The 18,277-nt window shown below is 42.5% G+C and carries 14 protein-coding genes; 6 read left to right on the forward strand and 8 right to left on the reverse strand.

Annotated elements, in window-relative coordinates:
* Position 1: 1 nt before the first annotated feature.
* Both lepA and M301_RS09880 read right to left on the reverse strand, forming a co-directional pair.
* Positions 2-1,792, reverse strand: a complete 1,791-nt coding sequence (gene lepA / locus M301_RS09875) for a translation elongation factor 4 (protein ID WP_013148632.1) — start codon at positions 1,790-1,792, stop codon at positions 2-4.
* A 156-nt stretch (positions 1,793-1,948) separates the two neighbouring features.
* Positions 1,949-2,617 carry an MORN repeat-containing protein gene (locus M301_RS09880; protein WP_190274923.1) on the reverse strand — a complete coding sequence of 223 codons (669 nt, stop codon included), beginning with the start codon at positions 2,615-2,617 and terminating at the stop codon, positions 1,949-1,951.
* A gap of 177 nt (positions 2,618-2,794) precedes the next feature.
* Between M301_RS09880 and M301_RS09885 the strand changes: the two genes are divergently transcribed.
* Positions 2,795-3,547: an endonuclease/exonuclease/phosphatase family protein gene (locus M301_RS09885; RefSeq protein WP_013148634.1), complete on the forward strand. Its 753-nt coding sequence runs from the start codon at positions 2,795-2,797 to the stop codon at positions 3,545-3,547.
* Positions 3,544-4,722, forward strand: coding sequence for a cardiolipin synthase ClsB (gene clsB, locus M301_RS09890; RefSeq protein ID WP_013148635.1), 1,179 nt, complete (start codon positions 3,544-3,546; stop codon positions 4,720-4,722). Before M301_RS09885 ends, clsB begins: the two co-directional genes overlap by 4 nt.
* Before the next feature lie 94 nt (positions 4,723-4,816).
* Here the strand turns inward: clsB and M301_RS09895 are convergent, their stop codons facing one another.
* From M301_RS09895 to rpoE, 5 genes are all read right to left on the reverse strand, one after another.
* Positions 4,817-6,229: a DegQ family serine endoprotease gene (locus M301_RS09895; protein WP_013148636.1), complete on the reverse strand. Its 1,413-nt coding sequence runs from the start codon at positions 6,227-6,229 to the stop codon at positions 4,817-4,819.
* A gap of 101 nt (positions 6,230-6,330) precedes the next feature.
* A complete protein-coding gene (locus tag M301_RS09900) occupies positions 6,331-6,816 on the reverse strand; it encodes a SoxR reducing system RseC family protein (protein ID WP_013148637.1) in 486 nt (161 codons plus the stop codon).
* Between the two features lie 72 nt (positions 6,817-6,888).
* Positions 6,889-7,863 carry a MucB/RseB C-terminal domain-containing protein gene (locus tag M301_RS09905; RefSeq protein ID WP_041359443.1) on the reverse strand — a complete coding sequence of 325 codons (975 nt, stop codon included), beginning with the start codon at positions 7,861-7,863 and terminating at the stop codon, positions 6,889-6,891.
* Positions 7,864-7,868: 5 nt separating this feature from the next.
* Positions 7,869-8,444, reverse strand: coding sequence for a sigma-E factor negative regulatory protein (locus tag M301_RS09910; protein ID WP_013148639.1), 576 nt, complete (start codon positions 8,442-8,444; stop codon positions 7,869-7,871).
* Positions 8,445-8,550: 106 nt separating this feature from the next.
* Positions 8,551-9,168 carry an RNA polymerase sigma factor RpoE gene (gene rpoE / locus M301_RS09915; protein WP_041360059.1) on the reverse strand — a complete coding sequence of 206 codons (618 nt, stop codon included), beginning with the start codon at positions 9,166-9,168 and terminating at the stop codon, positions 8,551-8,553.
* Positions 9,169-9,510: 342 nt separating this feature from the next.
* Between rpoE and nadB the strand changes: the two genes are divergently transcribed.
* The 4 genes from nadB (at position 9,511) to M301_RS09935 (ending at position 14,493) form a co-directional block, all read left to right on the forward strand.
* Complete coding sequence (gene nadB / locus M301_RS09920; protein ID WP_013148641.1) at positions 9,511-11,142, forward strand: L-aspartate oxidase; 1,632 nt, start codon at positions 9,511-9,513, stop codon at positions 11,140-11,142.
* A 21-nt stretch (positions 11,143-11,163) separates the two neighbouring features.
* The gene (locus tag M301_RS09925) at positions 11,164-11,652 is read left to right on the forward strand and encodes a thermonuclease family protein (protein WP_013148642.1); all 489 of its coding nucleotides are present in this window, start codon (positions 11,164-11,166) and stop codon (positions 11,650-11,652) included.
* Between the two features lie 643 nt (positions 11,653-12,295).
* On the forward strand, positions 12,296-13,894 hold the full coding sequence (locus M301_RS09930; protein WP_013148643.1) for a DEAD/DEAH box helicase: 1,599 nt from the start codon (positions 12,296-12,298) through the stop codon (positions 13,892-13,894).
* 119 nt (positions 13,895-14,013) lie between these two features.
* On the forward strand, positions 14,014-14,493 hold the full coding sequence (locus M301_RS09935) for an FKBP-type peptidyl-prolyl cis-trans isomerase (protein ID WP_013148644.1): 480 nt from the start codon (positions 14,014-14,016) through the stop codon (positions 14,491-14,493).
* A 97-nt stretch (positions 14,494-14,590) separates the two neighbouring features.
* On the opposite strand, the gene M301_RS09940 is transcribed toward M301_RS09935, so the two are convergent.
* Positions 14,591-18,226 (reverse strand): DUF748 domain-containing protein, encoded by a 3,636-nt coding sequence (locus M301_RS09940; protein ID WP_013148645.1) that lies wholly within the window; start codon positions 18,224-18,226, stop codon positions 14,591-14,593.
* Positions 18,227-18,277: the final 51 nt, after the last annotated feature.

Genomic DNA, 18,277 nt, shown 5'->3' on the forward strand with positions numbered 1-18,277 from the left:
CTTAATCTTCAATACGTAAAATAGCTAAAAATGCTTCTTGTGGAATCTCTACGTTACCCACTTGCTTCATGCGCTTTTTACCTTCTTTTTGCTTATCAAGCAATTTGCGTTTACGGGATACGTCACCACCATAACATTTCGCAATCACGTTTTTACGCATGGCTTTTACAGTTTCACGCGCAATAATATTCGCGCCTATCGAAGCCTGAATAGCAACATCAAACATTTGACGTGGAATCAGTTCACGCATTTTAGCTGCTACTTCGCGACCACGACGTACGCTATTTCCTCGGTGAACAATCATGCTCAGCGCATCTACACGTTCGCCGTTTACCATAATATCAAGCTTCACTAAATCTGCCGCACGGAATTCCAAAAACTCGTAATCCATTGAAGCATAACCACGTGACACTGATTTTAATTTATCAAAGAAATCCAACACCACTTCATTGAGTGGCATCTCATAACTGAGCATCACTTGCCTACCCATGTACTGCATATTCTTCTGTAAACCGCGTTTATTGTTGCATAGGGTCATCACTGGCCCTACGTAATCTTGCGGCATCAATAAATTCACATTAATGACTGGTTCGCGCGTTTCTTCTACGCGTGATAGCTCCGGTAAGCGTGATGGATTCTCAATCTGCACCACTTCACCGCTTTTGAGTAGCAACTCATACACCACGGTTGGCGCGGTGGTAATTAAATCCATGTCGTACTCGCGCTCTAAACGCTCCTGTACAATCTCCATGTGCAGCAAACCTAAGAAGCCGCATCTAAAACCAAAACCTAAGGCTGTAGAATTTTCTGGCTCAAATAGTAAACTTGCATCATTCAAGCTTAGCTTTTCAAGCGCAGTGCGCAGCGCTTCGAACTGGTTTGATTCAACTGGATAAAGCCCAGCAAACACCTGCGGCTTCACTTCTTTAAAACCTGCCAATGGCTCCGCAGCTGGCTTACCAGCTAAGGTCACAGTATCGCCTACTTTAGCAGCAGCAAGCTCTTTAATACCTGAAATGACAAAGCCTACCTCACCTGCAGATAGCGAAGTTTTTTGTAACGATTTTGGCGTAAAAACACCAACTTGCTCACACAAATACTCTGCATGTGTCGCCATTAATCTAATCTTATCTTTTGGCTTTAATACGCCATCTATCACACGCACCAACATTACTACGCCCACATAATTATCAAACCACGCATCAATCACTAGCGCTTTTAGTGGCTTAGTCACATCACCTACTGGTGGCGGCACTTTTTTAATGACGGCTTCCAAGACATCGCGAACGCCCAAGCCTGTTTTGGCTGAACAACGCACCGCATCACTTGCATCGATACCAATCACATCTTCAATTTCTTGCATCACACGCTCAGGGTCAGCGGATGGTAAGTCGATTTTATTCAACACGGCAGTCACTTCAACGCCTAAATCAAGCGCGGTATAGCAGTTAGCAACGCTTTGCGCCTCTACACCTTGGCTGGCATCCACTACCAATAGCGCGCCTTCACAAGCTGAAAGGGAGCGCGAAACTTCATAACTAAAGTCCACATGGCCTGGTGTATCAATGAGGTTAAGGTTGTAAATCTGTCCATCGTCAGCTTTGTATTGTAGTGCGGCTGTTTGAGCTTTAATCGTAATGCCGCGTTCACGCTCAATATCCATAGAGTCAAGTACTTGCGCTTCCATTTCGCGGTCAGCTAGTCCGCCGCAAAGGTGAATAATACGGTCAGCTAAAGTAGATTTACCATGGTCAATGTGGGCAATAATGGAGAAGTTACGAATATTTTTCATTTAGTCTTTTTAAGCTTTTTAATACTTTAGATTACTGCTTTATAAATAAAGATAAGGCGCCAGAAGCGCCTTTTCACAATAGCCGTGATTTTACAACAAATGCTTGATTAGTTTGTAATTAATTGTGGAGTTACCTTCAAAATTGGCAATATGGACTTAATTTTTAACTTTTGCATTTATTCGACCGTTGACCTGCATGACTTGTGTTAATTGTTTTATGCAAGCAACCTCACTCGGACAAGAAGCAATTAAGTCATCGTCGGCAAAAACACCTTCGACAATATAGTAATTACCAATCCATTTACCAGAATCTGCAAATTCTTTGATATATGGATTATTGAGTACTAAACTTAATTTGCCAAAACCAAATTTTTTATCTTGCTGAAACTCACCCACGTAGTAACTGCCATCTACCCAGTAAATAGTGCCTTTTCCATCCATCATATTGTTTTGATAGTCGCCTTCGTAACGGGTGCCATCAGCCCATAGATAAGCCCCTCTACCACTACGCAGATTATTCTGAAATTCACCTATATAGCGACTGCCATCATCCATGGCATATGTGCCATGGCCTTGCATTTTACCAAGGACATAATCACCATCGTAACGCCCTTCTGGACGCTTGTTATAAAACCATTGCAGACTGCCCGTGCCGTCAGCTTTACCGTTTTTGCATTGCCCAGCCCAACTGATGGTATACCCCACTAGCGATTTTGAATTCCAAATTTTGCAGCCTGTTTCTTTATCGCTTATTTCGTTATCTGCATAACTCAAAAAACTCGCCGACATTAACATCAAGGTTGAAAGAAAAATTAAATGATTCATTTTCATCATTCACCTCATGTCGTAGGTTAAAAAATAGATCTATAAAAGTCATTTTATAACGTTTATATCGATAAACACAGTACATTCACTTTTAGTCAATGTTCGCTACCTAACCAATGCCCCCACACTTTTATAGTATGATTAACTCAATCAACTATATGAGTGGTAAAGTCAATTTTGCAAAATACGCTACGCATCGCTACCTTCAACATTCACAAGGGTTTTACTCACTTTAACGCCCGTTTTTCTTTGCATCTTCAGCGCGACATGTTACGAAAGCTACAGGCCGATGTGATTTTCTTGCAGGAAGTACAAGATGTACATACCAAACACACAGAGCGCTTTGCGTCTATGTCTACTTCCGGCCAAATGGAGTTTCTAGCTGATGAAGTTTGGTCTGACTACTCTTATGGAAAAAATTCAGTTTACCCTGCTGGCCATCATGGTAATGCGGTGCTCTCAAAATTCCCGATTATAAAAACTAATAATCAGGATATTTCTGCTCATGCAACGGAACAACGGGGCATGCTACATTGTGAAATCAATATCCCGACTTGGGATGAGCCCTTGCATGCAGTCTGCGTGCATCTAGGCTTATTTGCACAATGGCGACGCCAACAATTGGTATCGGTGTCCGAGTATATTGAACAGCACATTCCAGCCAACGCGCCTTTGATTATTGCGGGTGACTTTAACGATTGGGGCATGCGTACTGGACGCATTTTTGCAGAACGCTTAAACATGCATGAGGTATTTGAACATCATGCGGGCAAACCTGCCAAGAGCTTTCCTGCTTGGTTACCAATGCTCAGACTAGACCGTATTTATGTCCGTGGTTTTAACGTAAAGCATGTAGAAGTGCATTCAGGCGCGCACTTTTTAAAAGTTTCAGACCATGCAATTCTCACCGCAACACTCACTAAAATATGACCTATTTTATTGATGGCAATCAAATTCAATTATTACGCAGTGGCACTGAGTATTTTCCTGCACTTTTGGCTGCCATAGAGAACTCGACTCGAGAAATATACTTACAAAGTTATATTTATAAGGACGACGTCACTGGTGTAAAGATTGGTGATGCGTTAAAGAATGCGGCTAGACGTGGCGTATCGGTCAACATTTTATTGGATGGCTTCGGTAGCAAAGATTTATCTAAAAGCTATGTAGAAGAGCTTGAACAAACAGGTGTGCAAGTGATGTTTTACCGACCCAAAATATCACCGTGGTCACTTAAAAAGAGGCGCTTACGCCGCTTACACCAGAAGATTGCCGTGATTGATGGACACATTGGCTTCGTTGGCGGCATTAACATTATTGATGATTATGACGTACCTAATAATGCCCCAAACAATGTGCCGCCTCGCGTTGATTACGCTGTGCGAATTGAAGGAAAATTATTACCTGTCATCCTTGCTAACGTGCAAAAGCTTTGGCGGAGAATTGCTTGGATACATATGCGACGAGCTAATCTAGTCATAGCTAAAACCGTGAAGTTGATGAATTTGACAGACTCTCAACAACACAATATTAAAGCGGCACTGGTACTTCGCGATAATGTATTGCATAGAAGTGATATTGAAGATGCATACTTAGATGCCATTGGCCATGCTAAATCTGAAATTATTATCGCCAATGCATACTTTGTACCTGGCAGACGATTTCGCCTAGCATTATTAGCTGCTGTTAAACGTGGCGTTAAGGTCAAGTTATTATTACAGGGACGCATGGAATATTTCCTGATGTTCTCTACACATGCTTTTTATAGCGAGTTTTTAAGATCAGGTATTGAGATTTACGAGTATCGCAAAAGCTTTATGCATAGCAAAGTGGCGGTTATTGATGACGCTTGGGCGACAGTCGGCTCTTCCAATATAGATCCATTTAGCTTGTTACTGGCGAGAGAGGCGAATGTTGTGGTAAAAGATACAACATTTGCTAACGAACTTAGGGCTGACCTTCAAGCCAATATCGAAGATGGCGCACTTCGCATTGATCCACAACACTGGACGCGCGGGAATATATTCAAACGCTTTGCTTCTTGGATTGCCTACGGATTAGTGAGGGCATTTTTAGGCGTGATTGGACATTCGAATGAAAAATAACAAACCATAACAATTAACTTGACGCTGGATTCAATCAAAATAAAAAAGCCGCTTAAAGCGGCTTTTTTATTAAACAACGCTAATAATTTCCAAACTATTTGGTCACTTTAATCGGCACATACAGAGTGTTTTCACCTCTCAACACTAATACAGCAACCGTCTTACCAATAGCGATAGCATTAATCTGCTTATTGAATAAATCTACACTTTGCGACTCGCTATTATTTAAGCCTAACACCACATCGCCACGGCGAATACCCGCTTGAGCCGCAGCGCCAGCGCTGTCCACCACTAGCAAGCCATTTTTGCCGTTTAGCTTTTTCTTTTGTTGTGGCGTTAACTCTTTTAGCGTGAGGCCAATTTTGTTAGCTTCAGCTTTTGGTGCCGGCTTGCTAGTCTGTGCAGCTTCTGCAGTCTCACTTGGCATTTCGCCTATGCCCATATTCAGTGTTTTAACAGCACCTTTACGTAACACTTCAACCGCAGCAATCTTACCCGGCTTAGTCGCACCAACAGCACGTGGCAAATCAGCTGAAGTTATAATGGCTTTGCCATCAAACTTAGTAATGACATCACCTGCTTCTAAACCACCTTTATCTGCAGGACCATTTTTCTCAACACTCGCGACCAATGCGCCATTGGTATTTTTCATGCCGAATGATTCAGCAAGCTCTTTAGTAATCTCTTGAATAGCGATACCTAACCAGCCGCGGGTAATTTTGCCAGAAGCTTTCAACTGATTTGAAATATCAATCGCCACGTCAATCGGAATACTAAACGATAAGCCCATAGAACCACCACTGCGGCTATAGATTTGTGAGTTAATACCTACAACTTCACCAGCCAAGTTAAATAGAGGACCACCTGAGTTGCCTGGGTTAATCGCGACATCAGTTTGAATAAAGGGTACAAAGTTTTCTTGAGGTAAGGCACGCCCTTTCGCGCTGACAATCCCAGCTGTCATGGTGTTTTCTAAACCAAATGGCGAACCAATCGCAGCCACCCATTCACCCACTTTTAACTTAGCTGGATCACCAACCATTACTTTAGGTAGACCCGTCGCTTCGATTTTAACTAGCGCCACATCAGTACGCTTGTCTGTACCAATAATTTTGGCTTTAAATTCACGCTTATCAAACAGCTTAACAATCACCTCATCCGCCTCACTTACTACGTGGGCATTCGTGAGTATGTAACCATCGCTGCTAATGATAAAACCTGAACCTAACGACTGTGATTTGTAATCTTGCTGTGGAGCGCTTTGACCCGGCATGCCTGGAATACCAAAGCGTTTAAAGAACTCTTGCATCTGCTCATCACCCTCCATACCCGGAAAAGGCATGGCGCTTGGGTCAGCATGTACATTTTGAGTGACGCTAATATTTACAACTTCAGCACCGTGCTTTTCAGCAAGCTCAGTAAAATCTGGCAGGTCTTTTGCGTAGGCACTTGTGTTTATCGCGGCAATTAAACCAAAACCAATGACAGTAATCCAATTTCTTAACATCTATTCACCTCGTTTAATATTTATAAACATGATGAAACTTAATAACATTAAATTTAAATTATTAAGCTTCCACCTAACTTACAGCTACAATTGGGGCAGCTTTAAGTTTTATCAAGCGTTGAATGATTAAGCCCAGCCTCATCATCCGCTAAACGCAAAATAACCGCCTGATACTTTTTACTAAATGCCACACCAGATTTATCATGGCCAATCAGATGACCTTTAACCCACAAGAACCCAAGCACTAAACCCAACACCGCACCAAGGATCACATAAAATTGATTTTTGAATAAGTAATCTGCCGCAAGCGTACCGATTAACAAACCTACCAGCGGCACTACATATAGAAAAAATGCAGAATTGAGCACAGCTTGCTCATCAATTCCAACCACGACACTATCACCTACCTGAGCGTTGATTTGATTTTCAGCGGTAAAATCATGGCTATCATGCCCAAGCATCTTGCCCCAAGTGGCGTTACCACAACCACGCTTCTGACCACAAAGCCCACATGCAGTACGCCTTTCTATTTCTAGTGTAGCGGTAGTACCTGCTGACTTTGTTACTATTGCGTATTCTTCTATCATGGCAATATTTTATTACTTTTTAATGAATTTTAATGAGAATTTAAACTGTATAGGTAGTTGATGGGTAATGATTTATTTAATAAACACGACCGAGTTTGCAATTGCTGCAACGGTAGCTTCCGGCACTTCGCCCAGCACGGTAATTTGCAGATAACCTGCAACACTGGAATAAAAACTAGTATTACCAACGACACTATGACCGGCCCTAGGTTTAACACCATTAGTCACAGGCTCAATAAACAGCGACACAGACGCTAGGCCATCTGAGAACACAACATGTGTGATCGGTAAAGGCTTACCATGCACCATACGTAACATTTGATCCACTTTACGATACCCTGCCGGTAACTCCTTTAGCATCCAATGCGGGCTAGGATTGTAATCCGCTTGCGCTGGAGCCTCATCCTCCATCACATAGTTCTTCTTACTATCAATTTTTGGTTTAAACCAATCTAAATCAACAGAGTTAACTAAATTAAGCTGAGTGAACGAAATACTATCCATCATTTCATTTCGGTTATTAAACATCACCGATTTCAATATGAGGCCATATTCAGTATCTATCCAAAAGCGATAACTGTAACGTAAGTCATCTTTGGGTTCTAAAAACAATACTTGTGCTTCACGGCCTGCAACACGCTCAATGTCGCCAGTCCGCAAGGTATAACTTTGTTTCACAGCCGCTAGATTTGCAGGCAGAACTGCCGGAAACATATTCTGCCCCCTACGTTTTTCTATGACTATTTTTTCATTTTTAGGATTATAAATAATTAAGTCGCCACCTTGGCTAAGCACCTCGCGAGGAGAACCATCGAGCAGGACATTGCGGGCGAATTCATTTTGCCCATCAAAAAAATGTTTAATTTGAACAGATTTAGATTGTTGACCAGACTGGCAAACGAAAATACCTTGATAACTTAAAGCATGGGCAGCTAAAGCCGCTTTTTGCAGTATCTGCCATTTTTCGTCATCGCTGGCTGCTAGCACGCTCTGACTCGCACTAGATAACGCGCTGGCGAACAAGCAAGCTAAAACAAACCCTTTCATTCGCATTATTCTGTATAACTCGCTGATTGAATATAGTATGAACTTGCAGAAGGCGCAGAAGCTTGATGTGCCATTAAATATTCAGCTGGTACACCCTGTTCACTAGCTGCAGGTAATGTAGTCACTTCTTGCGAAATTGCGGCTTGAGCAACCATAGCAGGTGCAGCTTGGTTGCCAACTTGAGTTTGCAATACCATCCAACCCACTACCATAACCGCTGCAAATGAAGCAGCAACCGACCATACGACAGGCAAGTTAGTCGCAGGCAATTTACTTTTCACATCTAAAGCTTTCTTTTTGTTGCGGGCTTCATTCAACTCATTGGTTTCGTTAAATGCTTTAGGTTCATTCATCCAAGCTGCATTAGGCGACAGCACGGTGGGTTCTAAATCAATTTTAGCCATCAAGTCTTGTTTAAAGTTAGGGCTCAACGCATTTGCACCGCGCATCACATCTCCAATTAGGTGATACTGACTCCAAACCTCGCCACCGTGGCCGTGAGTCTGCATATTTGCCATCAAATGTTCTGCATCTTCCAAGGCAATTTCATCATCTAATAGTGCGGATATTTGTTCAGTCATTTTTTACTCCAAAATCTCATGCGTTAATCTCAACCCTTGTATCTTAAAAAGACAACTTTTACTGAATGCTAACCCCAAGCTCTTTTTAGTAAACTCTAAAATCTCACTACCATCTTTTATTATCAGGCGTATCTAAAAGTGGTTTTAATTTGAGTGAGATTGTATCGCGCGCCCTAAAAATACGTGATCTTACTGTGCCTATAGGACAGTTCATAATCGTTGCGATTTCTTCATAACTTAAGCCTTCGATCTCACGCAAGGTAATAGCAGTGCGCAACTCTTCAGGCAAGCTTGCTACGGTGTCATTCACTGTTTGCGCAATTTGCTTAGTCATCATGGATGACTCAGGCGTTTCCATCGTGCGCAACTCATCACCATCTTCAAAGTTTTCAGCATCTTCAATTTCTACGCCTGTACTGACGGTTGGCCTGCGACCCATAGAAACTAAGTAGTTTTTTGCGGTATTAATACCAATACGGTACAGCCAAGTATAAAAGGCGCTATCGCCACGAAAATTTGGTAATGCGCGATACGCTTTAATAAAGGTATCTTGCACGATATCTTCAATTTCAGATTGATCGCGCACCATACGAGATAATAGACGTGCCAACTTACGCTGATACTTATCAACCAACATACCAAACGCGCGCTTATCTCCACGCTGTGCGCGTAGCACCAGCTCATGGTCAATTTCGCGATTTCCAGATGTTGGATTAACGGCCACTAGGCTTAGGTTTCCTTTAGGTTCAGTCTGCTTGTCTGTAAGCTCATTTGTGTTTTTCTCACTCACACTCTTTTCATATTGCGCAGTATAACCTTGCACAGTGGGTTGTACTAAACTTTGTACTAAGTTTAGTTGAGTAAATTCGACTATATTACCTATACGCATCATTAAGTTTCCTCTCAGCAACGACACAAAACTACAATTCAATTGTTTACTACTGTTTTACTACGTTTATTTGAGCTTATCTATTGCCTATTTTAAAGACAGCGATACACTCTCATTAGTTCCAGAGTTTGTTTCAAAACAGCATTTCATTTATTCAAAATTCATACTAAAAATACTATGCAGCAATTTGATGTACTCATTATTGGCAGCGGCCTTGCGGGCTTAACTTTAGCGTTGCGAACCGCAGAACATAAGAATGTCTGTTTAGTCAGCAAACGTAGCATTAACGATACCGCAAGTGATTGGGCACAAGGCGGCATTGCTGCTGTGCTTAATGATGAAGATTCGATAGAGAATCACATACAAGATACCTTAGTCGCGGGCGGCGGCTTGTGTGATGAAGCGGTGACGAGAATGGTCGCGGAGCATGCCAAAGAATCTGTTGAATGGCTGATTGAGCAAGGCGTAGGCTTTACGCGCGAGCATGACAACTCTGGCTACCATTTAACGCGAGAAGGCGGACATAGTCACCGCCGTATTATTCATGCGGCAGATGCGACTGGTCACGCAGTGCAAATGACGCTTTCAGATAAAGTGAAGCAACATCCAAACATCACTTTAATGGAATATCACATTGCAGTTGATTTGATTACCACGAGTAAAATCCATCAAAACAAAGTGGATAGTTCAAAAATTGTACCCACTGACGATAACACCTGCCTAGGCGCTTACGTGCTAGATAAAAGCACAGGCAAAGTACTCACGATAGCCGCGCAAAACACTATTTTAGCTACAGGTGGCGCAGGTAAGGTTTATCTTTACACCACGAATCCAGACATCAGCACAGGTGATGGGATTGCCATGGCATGGCGCGCAGGTTGTCGTGTGGCGAATATGGAGTTTATACAATTCCACCCAACTTGCTTATTCCACCCACATGCCAAATCATTTCTGATTAGCGAGGCCGTACGTGGCGAAGGCGGATTATTAAAACTTGCCGATGGTACGCGTTTCATGTTTGACCACGATGAGCGTCTAGAACTTGCACCACGTGATGTGGTAGCACGCGCCATTGACTTTGAGATGAAAAAACGCGGTTTAGATTGTGTCTATTTAGACATTACTGATAAACCTTTATCTTTCATCAAAGAACATTTTCCCAATATCTACAAACGCTGTTTAGAATTCGGCATCGATATCAGCAAAACGCCCATTCCAGTGGTGCCTGCAGCGCACTACACCTGCGGTGGCGTCATGACAGATGACAAAGGTCGCACAGATATTGCAAACCTATATGCTGTGGGCGAAACTGCTTGTACAGGCTTACATGGCGCCAATCGCCTTGCCAGCAACTCGCTACTTGAATGCTTGGTATTCGGTCAAATGGCAGCAAAAGACATTCTCAGCCAACCAGCAAAACCATCACCACAATTACCTTATTGGGATGAGAGTCGCGTAACCGATGCGGACGAAGAGGTGCTGATTACACATACTTGGGACGAGCTGCGCCGTTTTATGTGGAACTACGTGGGCATTGTACGTACCGACAAGCGACTAAGCCGCGCCCTACATCGCATTCACATGCTGCGCGATGAAGTATATGAGTTCTATAGCAACTTCAAAATCAGCAACGACTTAATTGAACTGCGTAACTTATTGCAAGTGGCTGAGCTCATTGTTGAAAGCGCCATTTCTCGTAAAGAGAGTCGAGGTCTACATTACAGCAAAGACCACACGAACTTGGAAGTCGAGCCTATTCCCACAGTACTCGAACCTTCTAACTATGACAGCCTACTAGACAATGAGTGAGTCACGTAAAGAGCCTCAACGTTGATATCTAGAATTTGCTTCACCTGTATTTGCCTATGTCTTTCTATCACAACATGCCTAGCTGAAGAAAGCACTTACACTGTCACTTATGTGTATGACGGCGACACAGTAAAGCTGCGCTCAAACGACTCACAAGATGAATTCAAATTACGCCTATCTGGCATCGATGCGCCTGAGCGCAACCAAAGTTACGGCTTAAAATCCCGACGCGCACTCATGAAGCTTTGTAAAGGCGAAAACATTACTGTCACAGCAAGAATATCTGGTATAGACAAATATCAGCGTTCCTTAGGCAAATTAGAGTGTAATGGCATTGATGCCAGTTATTATTTAGCCGAGCATGGTTTAGCTTGGTTTTACGCCCAATACTCTAGCGACACTACAATTGAGAAGGCTGCAAAAATTGCACACAGGCATATGTTAGGACTTTGGGCCGATAAAAAGCCTGTTGCACCATGGAATTGGCGACGCGAACATTCGCACTACTAGTATATAAAATTTGTAATATTTGAACTTGGCTTGTGGTTGGAAGTTGTAACAATCGAGTAAATAGTTTGTAAGTGATTGATATTACTAGACGCAATTTTTTAAATATCAATCAAAATTTTGCTAAGTTATTCACACCACTTAAAGCTTTACATTAAGTATGCCTGATAAATCACAGCAATCTAAACACCAATCATAACCTATTGATTTTTATAATAAAAATTAAATGATTACTATTTATACGATTTTTACAAAACCCTTATAAAACGCCATGTTACGATTACATTTCACAGATAATCACAGAGTTATCCACAGATATTGTGGAAAGCAGTTTTGTTACAAATGCAGATAAATTAGTCAATCATTTAATTAATCGATTTGCTAAATATAGATGTTGATTTTAAAAAAAACTACATTTTTCTGTGTAAAAATCCAGACCAAATATCTATTTCTAGCTTTAATTGAAATTCACCGTATAATGCCCAAAGAAATATCAGCCCCTATGCCAACCAATCAGCGTAGCGGTCCTTACCCTTAATCTTCTTGATTTTCAAATCACCTGAATGATTATTACATTTGCCTACCTCGATTGGTGTTGCTTCATAAGTAATAGGTCGGCTTAAATTCCAAGCTGGAGCTTTATACTTTGACAACTGAAACAATCCTTAACTTTAACGAGTTAGGTTTATCTGAACCCATTTTGCGTGCGATTAACGACGCAGGATATACCACCCCAACCCCAATTCAATCTAAAGCGATACCGCAAGTATTAAGCGGTGGCGATTTACTTGCTGGCGCGCAAACCGGAACGGGTAAAACCGCAGGCTTTACCTTGCCGATTTTGCATCTGCTTAGCCAAAAACCTTTGAGCGAAGTTGTTAAAGGACGCCCGCGCTGCTTAATGCTAACGCCAACGCGCGAGCTTGCTGCGCAGATTGAAGAATCTGTAAAAGTGTATGGCAAGTTTTTACCTTTAACCTCTACTGTAATTTTTGGCGGAGTAAACGCCAACCCACAAATTGCGCGCTTGAAAAAACCACTGGATATTTTAGTGGCAACGCCAGGCCGCTTGCTTGACCATGCTAACCAAAAAAACGTTGATTTGTCAGGCATTGAGATTTTAGTGCTAGATGAAGCTGATCGCATGTTGGACATGGGTTTTATCCGTGACATCAAAAAGATATTAGCAATGCTACCTAAGCAACGCCAGAACCTATTGTTCTCTGCGACTTTCTCAGACGAAATCAAAGCCTTAGCCGATGGTTTATTGCACAACCCAGGCTTTGTGGAAGTGGCTCGTCGCAACACTGCCTCTGAACTGGTAGAGCAAACGGTACACATGGTTGCGCAAGGCCATAAACGTGAGTTAATGAGCCACCTCATTCAACAAAACGATTGGCAGCAAGTATTAATATTCACTCGCACCAAACACGGTGCGAATCGTTTAGCTGAAAAACTGGTAAAAGACGGTATTCAATCCGCGGCCATTCACGGCAACAAGAGCCAAAGTGCACGTACAAAAGCATTAGCGCAATTTAAAGACGGCACGATGCGTGTGTTAGTTGCCACTGACATCGCGGCACGTGGTTTGGACATTGACCAATTACCGCAAGTTGTGAATTTTGAATTACCGAATGTACCAGAAGATTATGTACATCGTATTGGCCGTACCGGTCGTGCAGGCAGTAGCGGTGCCGCGGTTTCATTGGTTGATCGTGAAGAACTGAAGCTGCTTAAAGACATTGAAAAGCTAATTAAACGCGAGATTCCAAAAGTGCAAGTTGAAGGCTTTACACCATCTGATAAGCCAGAACCAGAAGCACCACGTTCAACCCAACCTCATGGCAGACCACCACGTGGGCACGGTCAAGGTCAACAACGTAAGGCGCATGTGCCAGCTAGCACTGAAGGCAATGGCGCAAACCCTAATGCTGGTCGTAATCAAAACCGAGGCAATGGTCAGCGTAACGGCCAAGCGCCGAGAAACGATGCAAGAGCGAATACAGAGGGTCGCCCAGCACAAGGCAACAAAGCTAGACCTGCGCAAGGTGAAAACACAAGGAATATGTCAGAAGCTGCGCGCCACCAAGCAATGCCGCAACCAGCTTTATTTGTTCCACCAAGCCCGAATCGCCATCAACCTAATCGACAAAATGCTGCACGCCCTAATGAAGGTCGCGGTAATGCGGGCAGAACGAACGCAAACCCAAATAGTGCACACAGAAGCGGTGGTAGAGGTCGTTAACTTTAACTGTCACATTCAACACTTAAAATTAAACACGCTTTACAAAAATAGATTAAAATCTTACCCAATATTTTTTACAAACTTTGATTTAGAACTTTAGCTTAGGACAAGGATACACCATGCAAATTGCCATGAACACTGTAGTAACAATGACTTATGAACTTAAAGATGCTGATGGCAACGTGCTTGAATCTAGCACAGATCCAGTAGCTTACCTGCACGGCGGGTACGATAATATTTTCCCAAAAGTGGAAGAAGCCATGCACGGTAAAAATGTGGGCGACTCTGTAGTTGTGGATTTACAACCTGTAGATGGTTTTGGTGAGTACGATGAAGAGTTAGTACAAATCGAACCAGCTAGCGCGTTTCCAGCGGATGAATTAAAAGTCGGCATGCAATTTGAAGGCGAAGACGAAAGTGGCGAAGTGATTCTATACACAGTGACTGAAATCGCAGATGGCAAAGTTGTGGTTGACGGCAACCATCCTTGGGCTGGCGAGCGCTTGATCTTTACTGCAACCGTGACTGATGTTCGCGTAGCAAATAAAGAAGAAGTAACGCATCAACACGTGCACGGCGCTGGCGGTCATCACCACTAAGAAGCTTTAGACTTTGATGTTATAAAGTAGGAACAAATAAAAAAAGCACTCTTGATGAGTGCTTTTTTATTGCTGCTTAATATTAGCGAAACTTTTGCTACTCTGCTTTGACTGACACTTTTTGATTAACATCTAAGGTTAGCCTAGTATTTATGTCCTTGGCATTTCCGTCACCCTTGTGTTTTTCTGGTGCGTCTATATGTATTCTATCTGCGCTGACGCCAGCCGCTAGCAAGGCTTTTTGTATTGCTTCTCCACGAGATTTAGCTAGTGCTTGTAAATCCGTATCTGTCACTTGTATGCTGGCAGTCAGTTTCTGTACAGTTTCTTCATAATGCCCCTCTTTGGGCTTTTCTAACTTAGAAGCCAATTTTTTCAATAAGCTTTTTTTGGTAAGCGTATCGTAAAGATTATCAATAGCTTTTTGCGCCTTAGCGTTATTCAAATCGATTGGCCCTGCAGCTTGACCTTCTGCCAATGTAAGTCCCATTTCTTCTGCCACCTTACTACGCACTGTATGTTCTTGTATTGCAGGTATATCTAAAGCTTCATCATAAGCAGGTACGATACCAAGCGCTAAACCTTGTCTTTTTGCTAACGCAGTGCTGACCATTTTAATTTTTTCAAGCTCTGGCGGACTAAGCACAGCGCCCCCGGCTTCAAAAGTAATCGCTTCTAGCTTATCGCCACTACCACCAAACAATTTACCTAAAGCGCGGAATGGCGCAGTGACGATCTTGCCAAGCACGTTTCTAATGGCTTTCCATACGATGCTACCATAGCTAAATTGTGGATCATCCAAACTACCTGTGATAGGTAATTCTAAGTCGATGACACCGTCACTATCTTCTAAAATGGCAATGGCCAAATCAAGCGGCAAATCAGCAGCGTCTGCGCTTTTGATTTTTTCGCCTAGTTTTAATTTGTTAATCACAAACTTGTTTTCGCCTGCTAACTGGCGTTGTTTTATTTTGTACTCCAAATCAACTGAAAGCTTGCCAGAATCAATACGCCTGCCAGCAAACTTTCCAGAATATGGTGTCAGTCGGTTCATTTCTATGTTGGTGAACGATAATTTCAAATCAGTAAAGTTTGTGACATTAAATGGTTGTAGAGAACCACGAATACGCGCCGCACCATAGTCATCCACGCGACCGTCTAACTCCACTTGTGCGGTAGAAGCAGCGTTAGTCGACACGCCATTAATCACACCAGTGAGCGAATGAATATTAGTACCAAATTGAGGAACCAGTGAAAGGTCGGCAAATTCTAATGCAGCATTGTCAATTCTGACGGTTTCGATATTGACAGGAAAGGCTTCCTCTTGCGTACTAGCTGTTAAAGGCGGTGGTGCAAACGATTTGTCATCTGCAGTTTTTGCTTTACTCGCAATCAAAGATTTAGCGCCATCTAGCATGCCGTTACTAGCAGGCAATGCTTTATGTTCAGCAGCTACTGCAACGACCTTCGTCGGCGCAACTGGCACAGTAGCAGGCTGATTACGCAGAAATTTTGTCACATTCATGCTTTTATCTTGATTGATAATAAACTTGCCTACAGGTTTAACTATTTGCAATTCAGCCATCTGTAGACGGTTGGGCGCTAGCGACACTTGCAGACTACGACTGCCAAGACGTTCCCAGCTTAAGAATGGCGCGCCGCTTATCTCTTCCACCACATTCAGATGATTGACATCAAAGCCACCATTAAAGCTAAGCGCTAGGGCTTTACTATTTTTTACTGCGAGCTTACCTGTTAAATCTGCCGCACCTTGATTGAGTGTCAGCAAAGCAAATTGATTGATATACGGCGCGAATGGAATAAGTGAAAGCTGATTGAGTTTTACATCAAGATTAGCCGCAAATGGCAACGGCGTGAGCTTACCTTGCGTACTAAATTGACCACCTTGCTTGACTTTAAAGTCAACTTTTATAGGCAATGCCTTCTTTAAATCCAACGAACTATCACGCATCTCTGCGTTAATTTTTTCAACATCCATCACTACAGGCGAGGTTAAACTTCGGTCTTCTATGTGGAAACTTGCGTTCTCAAGCGCAACTTTTTTAAGCGATACAGCCCAATCAGCTTTATTGCTTGTTTTATTAGCGACTGTATTATTAACACTACTTGTTGCTGGTGCGAGGATCGTTTGCCAGTTAAGCGGCTTATTGGTTTCTTTAATAATCTGGGTTTTTAGTCCGCTAAAAATCACTGAAGGTATGCTTACCTTTTGTTCAGCTATTAAAACTTCACCATCAGAGAGCTGAACATTATCCAAGCTCGCCACTTGCTTATTCGCGGTTGATTTTGCGCTTATACCTATCGCTTTACTTTGAATTTGTGTGATTGCTATCTCACCTTTGGGCATAGCGAGCGCGAGGCTCAAATTAAAGTCCGCTACATTTGTTTGTAATGGATTTAAGAATGTTTGATCTAGATATGCAAGTTTCCAATGTTGCAACTGCACATCGGCTATTTCTAGTGTGAACGGCGCTTCAACCTCAGTGGTATTAGCAGTTTTTGCTAGACTTGGCTGTGTGCTAGCTGCTTTAGCAGGCTCGCTTTCATTAGTAGGGGCAGCAAATGCTTGCTGCCAATTGACTGTGCCAGTTTTACCCATCACAGCACTCACTGAGCCTTGTGGCAGAAGAACTTGTCCTACCTTAGCGTTACGCGCAGCTAAATCCATACTGACATGGTTAACCGCTACTTGCGGCAAAACTAGTAAAGATTGACTGCCGCTATTAATTTCAAAGCCTGAAAACTTCATGTTTAAATCTTGAAACTGCAATTGCGGCGCATTGTTCATCACAAAATCTAAGCGCGGTATAGTAAGATTAGCCTGCTTTAAGCTGACTTTTGCATTGGGAGCATCGCCAACTACGCTATTCAAATTTAATGCAACGTTATTCAGTACAAGCTTAGGTTTATTGTTTGGTAGTGAGAAGTTATATTCAAAGCTCGTCTGCGCATCGCCTTGGCTCACTGTTAACGGCAAGTAAACGCCTTTAGCTATGTTCATAAGCTTGGCAATTTTAACGCCATCAAGTGCAACAAAACCTTTTGAAGCCACTGGATTTACGCCGATATTGCCTTTCCATTTAAGCGTACCGCCCTGCTCTGGAAAATTAGCGGCGATCAAGTAATTACCTCTATCCTGCGGCAAGGTCGAAAATTGACCAAGTTCAAAATCTAAAGGGGTGATTGCAGCTTTAAGTGGTGTGGCTCGGCTAGCATCCACATAGTCGATATTACCCAGCTTGACAGAAAGCTGCTGAATAATTAATCGTGGAATCGTATCGTCAGGTGGCGTTTTGTCTTCATTTAACTTGGCAATTAAATCCGCCCAATTAAGCTTACCTTGTGGGGAGATGGCAATAAGTGCTTGAGGATCAACAAGGCTGATTTCTTTGAATTTCCAAGCCCTTTTAAAGATGCCACTCGCTTCAAAATCAACAACCAGTTTAGCGAACCCAGCAAGAGGCGCGCCACTCTTCTCTGTTAGCTTGAAATTTTCTACGGTGGCTTTTAAGCGCAAAGGGTCAAAGGTCACTTTGCCAACGCTGCCGATACTCGCTAATTTCTTTTCGGCAATCCAAGGAACAAGCTTCTTAGCCAAAGGATTAACAGCAAAGTAGCCAAACAAACAATAAAATATGAACAATCCAGCAAAGATTTTAGCTGGAAGAGTCACTAAGAATTGTAGGACTTTTTGTTTTACTAGGCTGAACATGCGGAACCAAATTTTTAGTTAAAGTAATTAAAGGCGCAGACTCTGCGATTT

The sequence above is a fragment of the Methylotenera versatilis 301 genome, assembly GCF_000093025.1.
GTDB lineage: Bacteria > Pseudomonadota > Gammaproteobacteria > Burkholderiales > Methylophilaceae > Methylotenera > Methylotenera versatilis.

Coding starts and splice junctions, on each gene's coding strand:
- lepA (WP_013148632.1), bottom strand. CDS start 1,792: ATGAAAAATATTCGTAACTTCTCCATTATTGCCCACATTGACCATGGT.
- M301_RS09880 (WP_190274923.1), bottom strand. CDS start 2,617: ATGAATCATTTAATTTTTCTTTCAACCTTGATGTTAATGTCGGCGAGT.
- clsB (WP_013148635.1), top strand. CDS start 3,544: ATGACCTATTTTATTGATGGCAATCAAATTCAATTATTACGCAGTGGC.
- M301_RS09895 (WP_013148636.1), bottom strand. CDS start 6,229: ATGTTAAGAAATTGGATTACTGTCATTGGTTTTGGTTTAATTGCCGCG.
- M301_RS09900 (WP_013148637.1), bottom strand. CDS start 6,816: ATGATAGAAGAATACGCAATAGTAACAAAGTCAGCAGGTACTACCGCT.
- M301_RS09905 (WP_041359443.1), bottom strand. CDS start 7,863: ATGAAAGGGTTTGTTTTAGCTTGCTTGTTCGCCAGCGCGTTATCTAGT.
- M301_RS09910 (WP_013148639.1), bottom strand. CDS start 8,444: ATGACTGAACAAATATCCGCACTATTAGATGATGAAATTGCCTTGGAA.
- nadB (WP_013148641.1), top strand. CDS start 9,511: ATGCAGCAATTTGATGTACTCATTATTGGCAGCGGCCTTGCGGGCTTA.
- M301_RS09935 (WP_013148644.1), top strand. CDS start 14,014: ATGCAAATTGCCATGAACACTGTAGTAACAATGACTTATGAACTTAAA.
- M301_RS09940 (WP_013148645.1), bottom strand. CDS start 18,226: ATGTTCAGCCTAGTAAAACAAAAAGTCCTACAATTCTTAGTGACTCTT.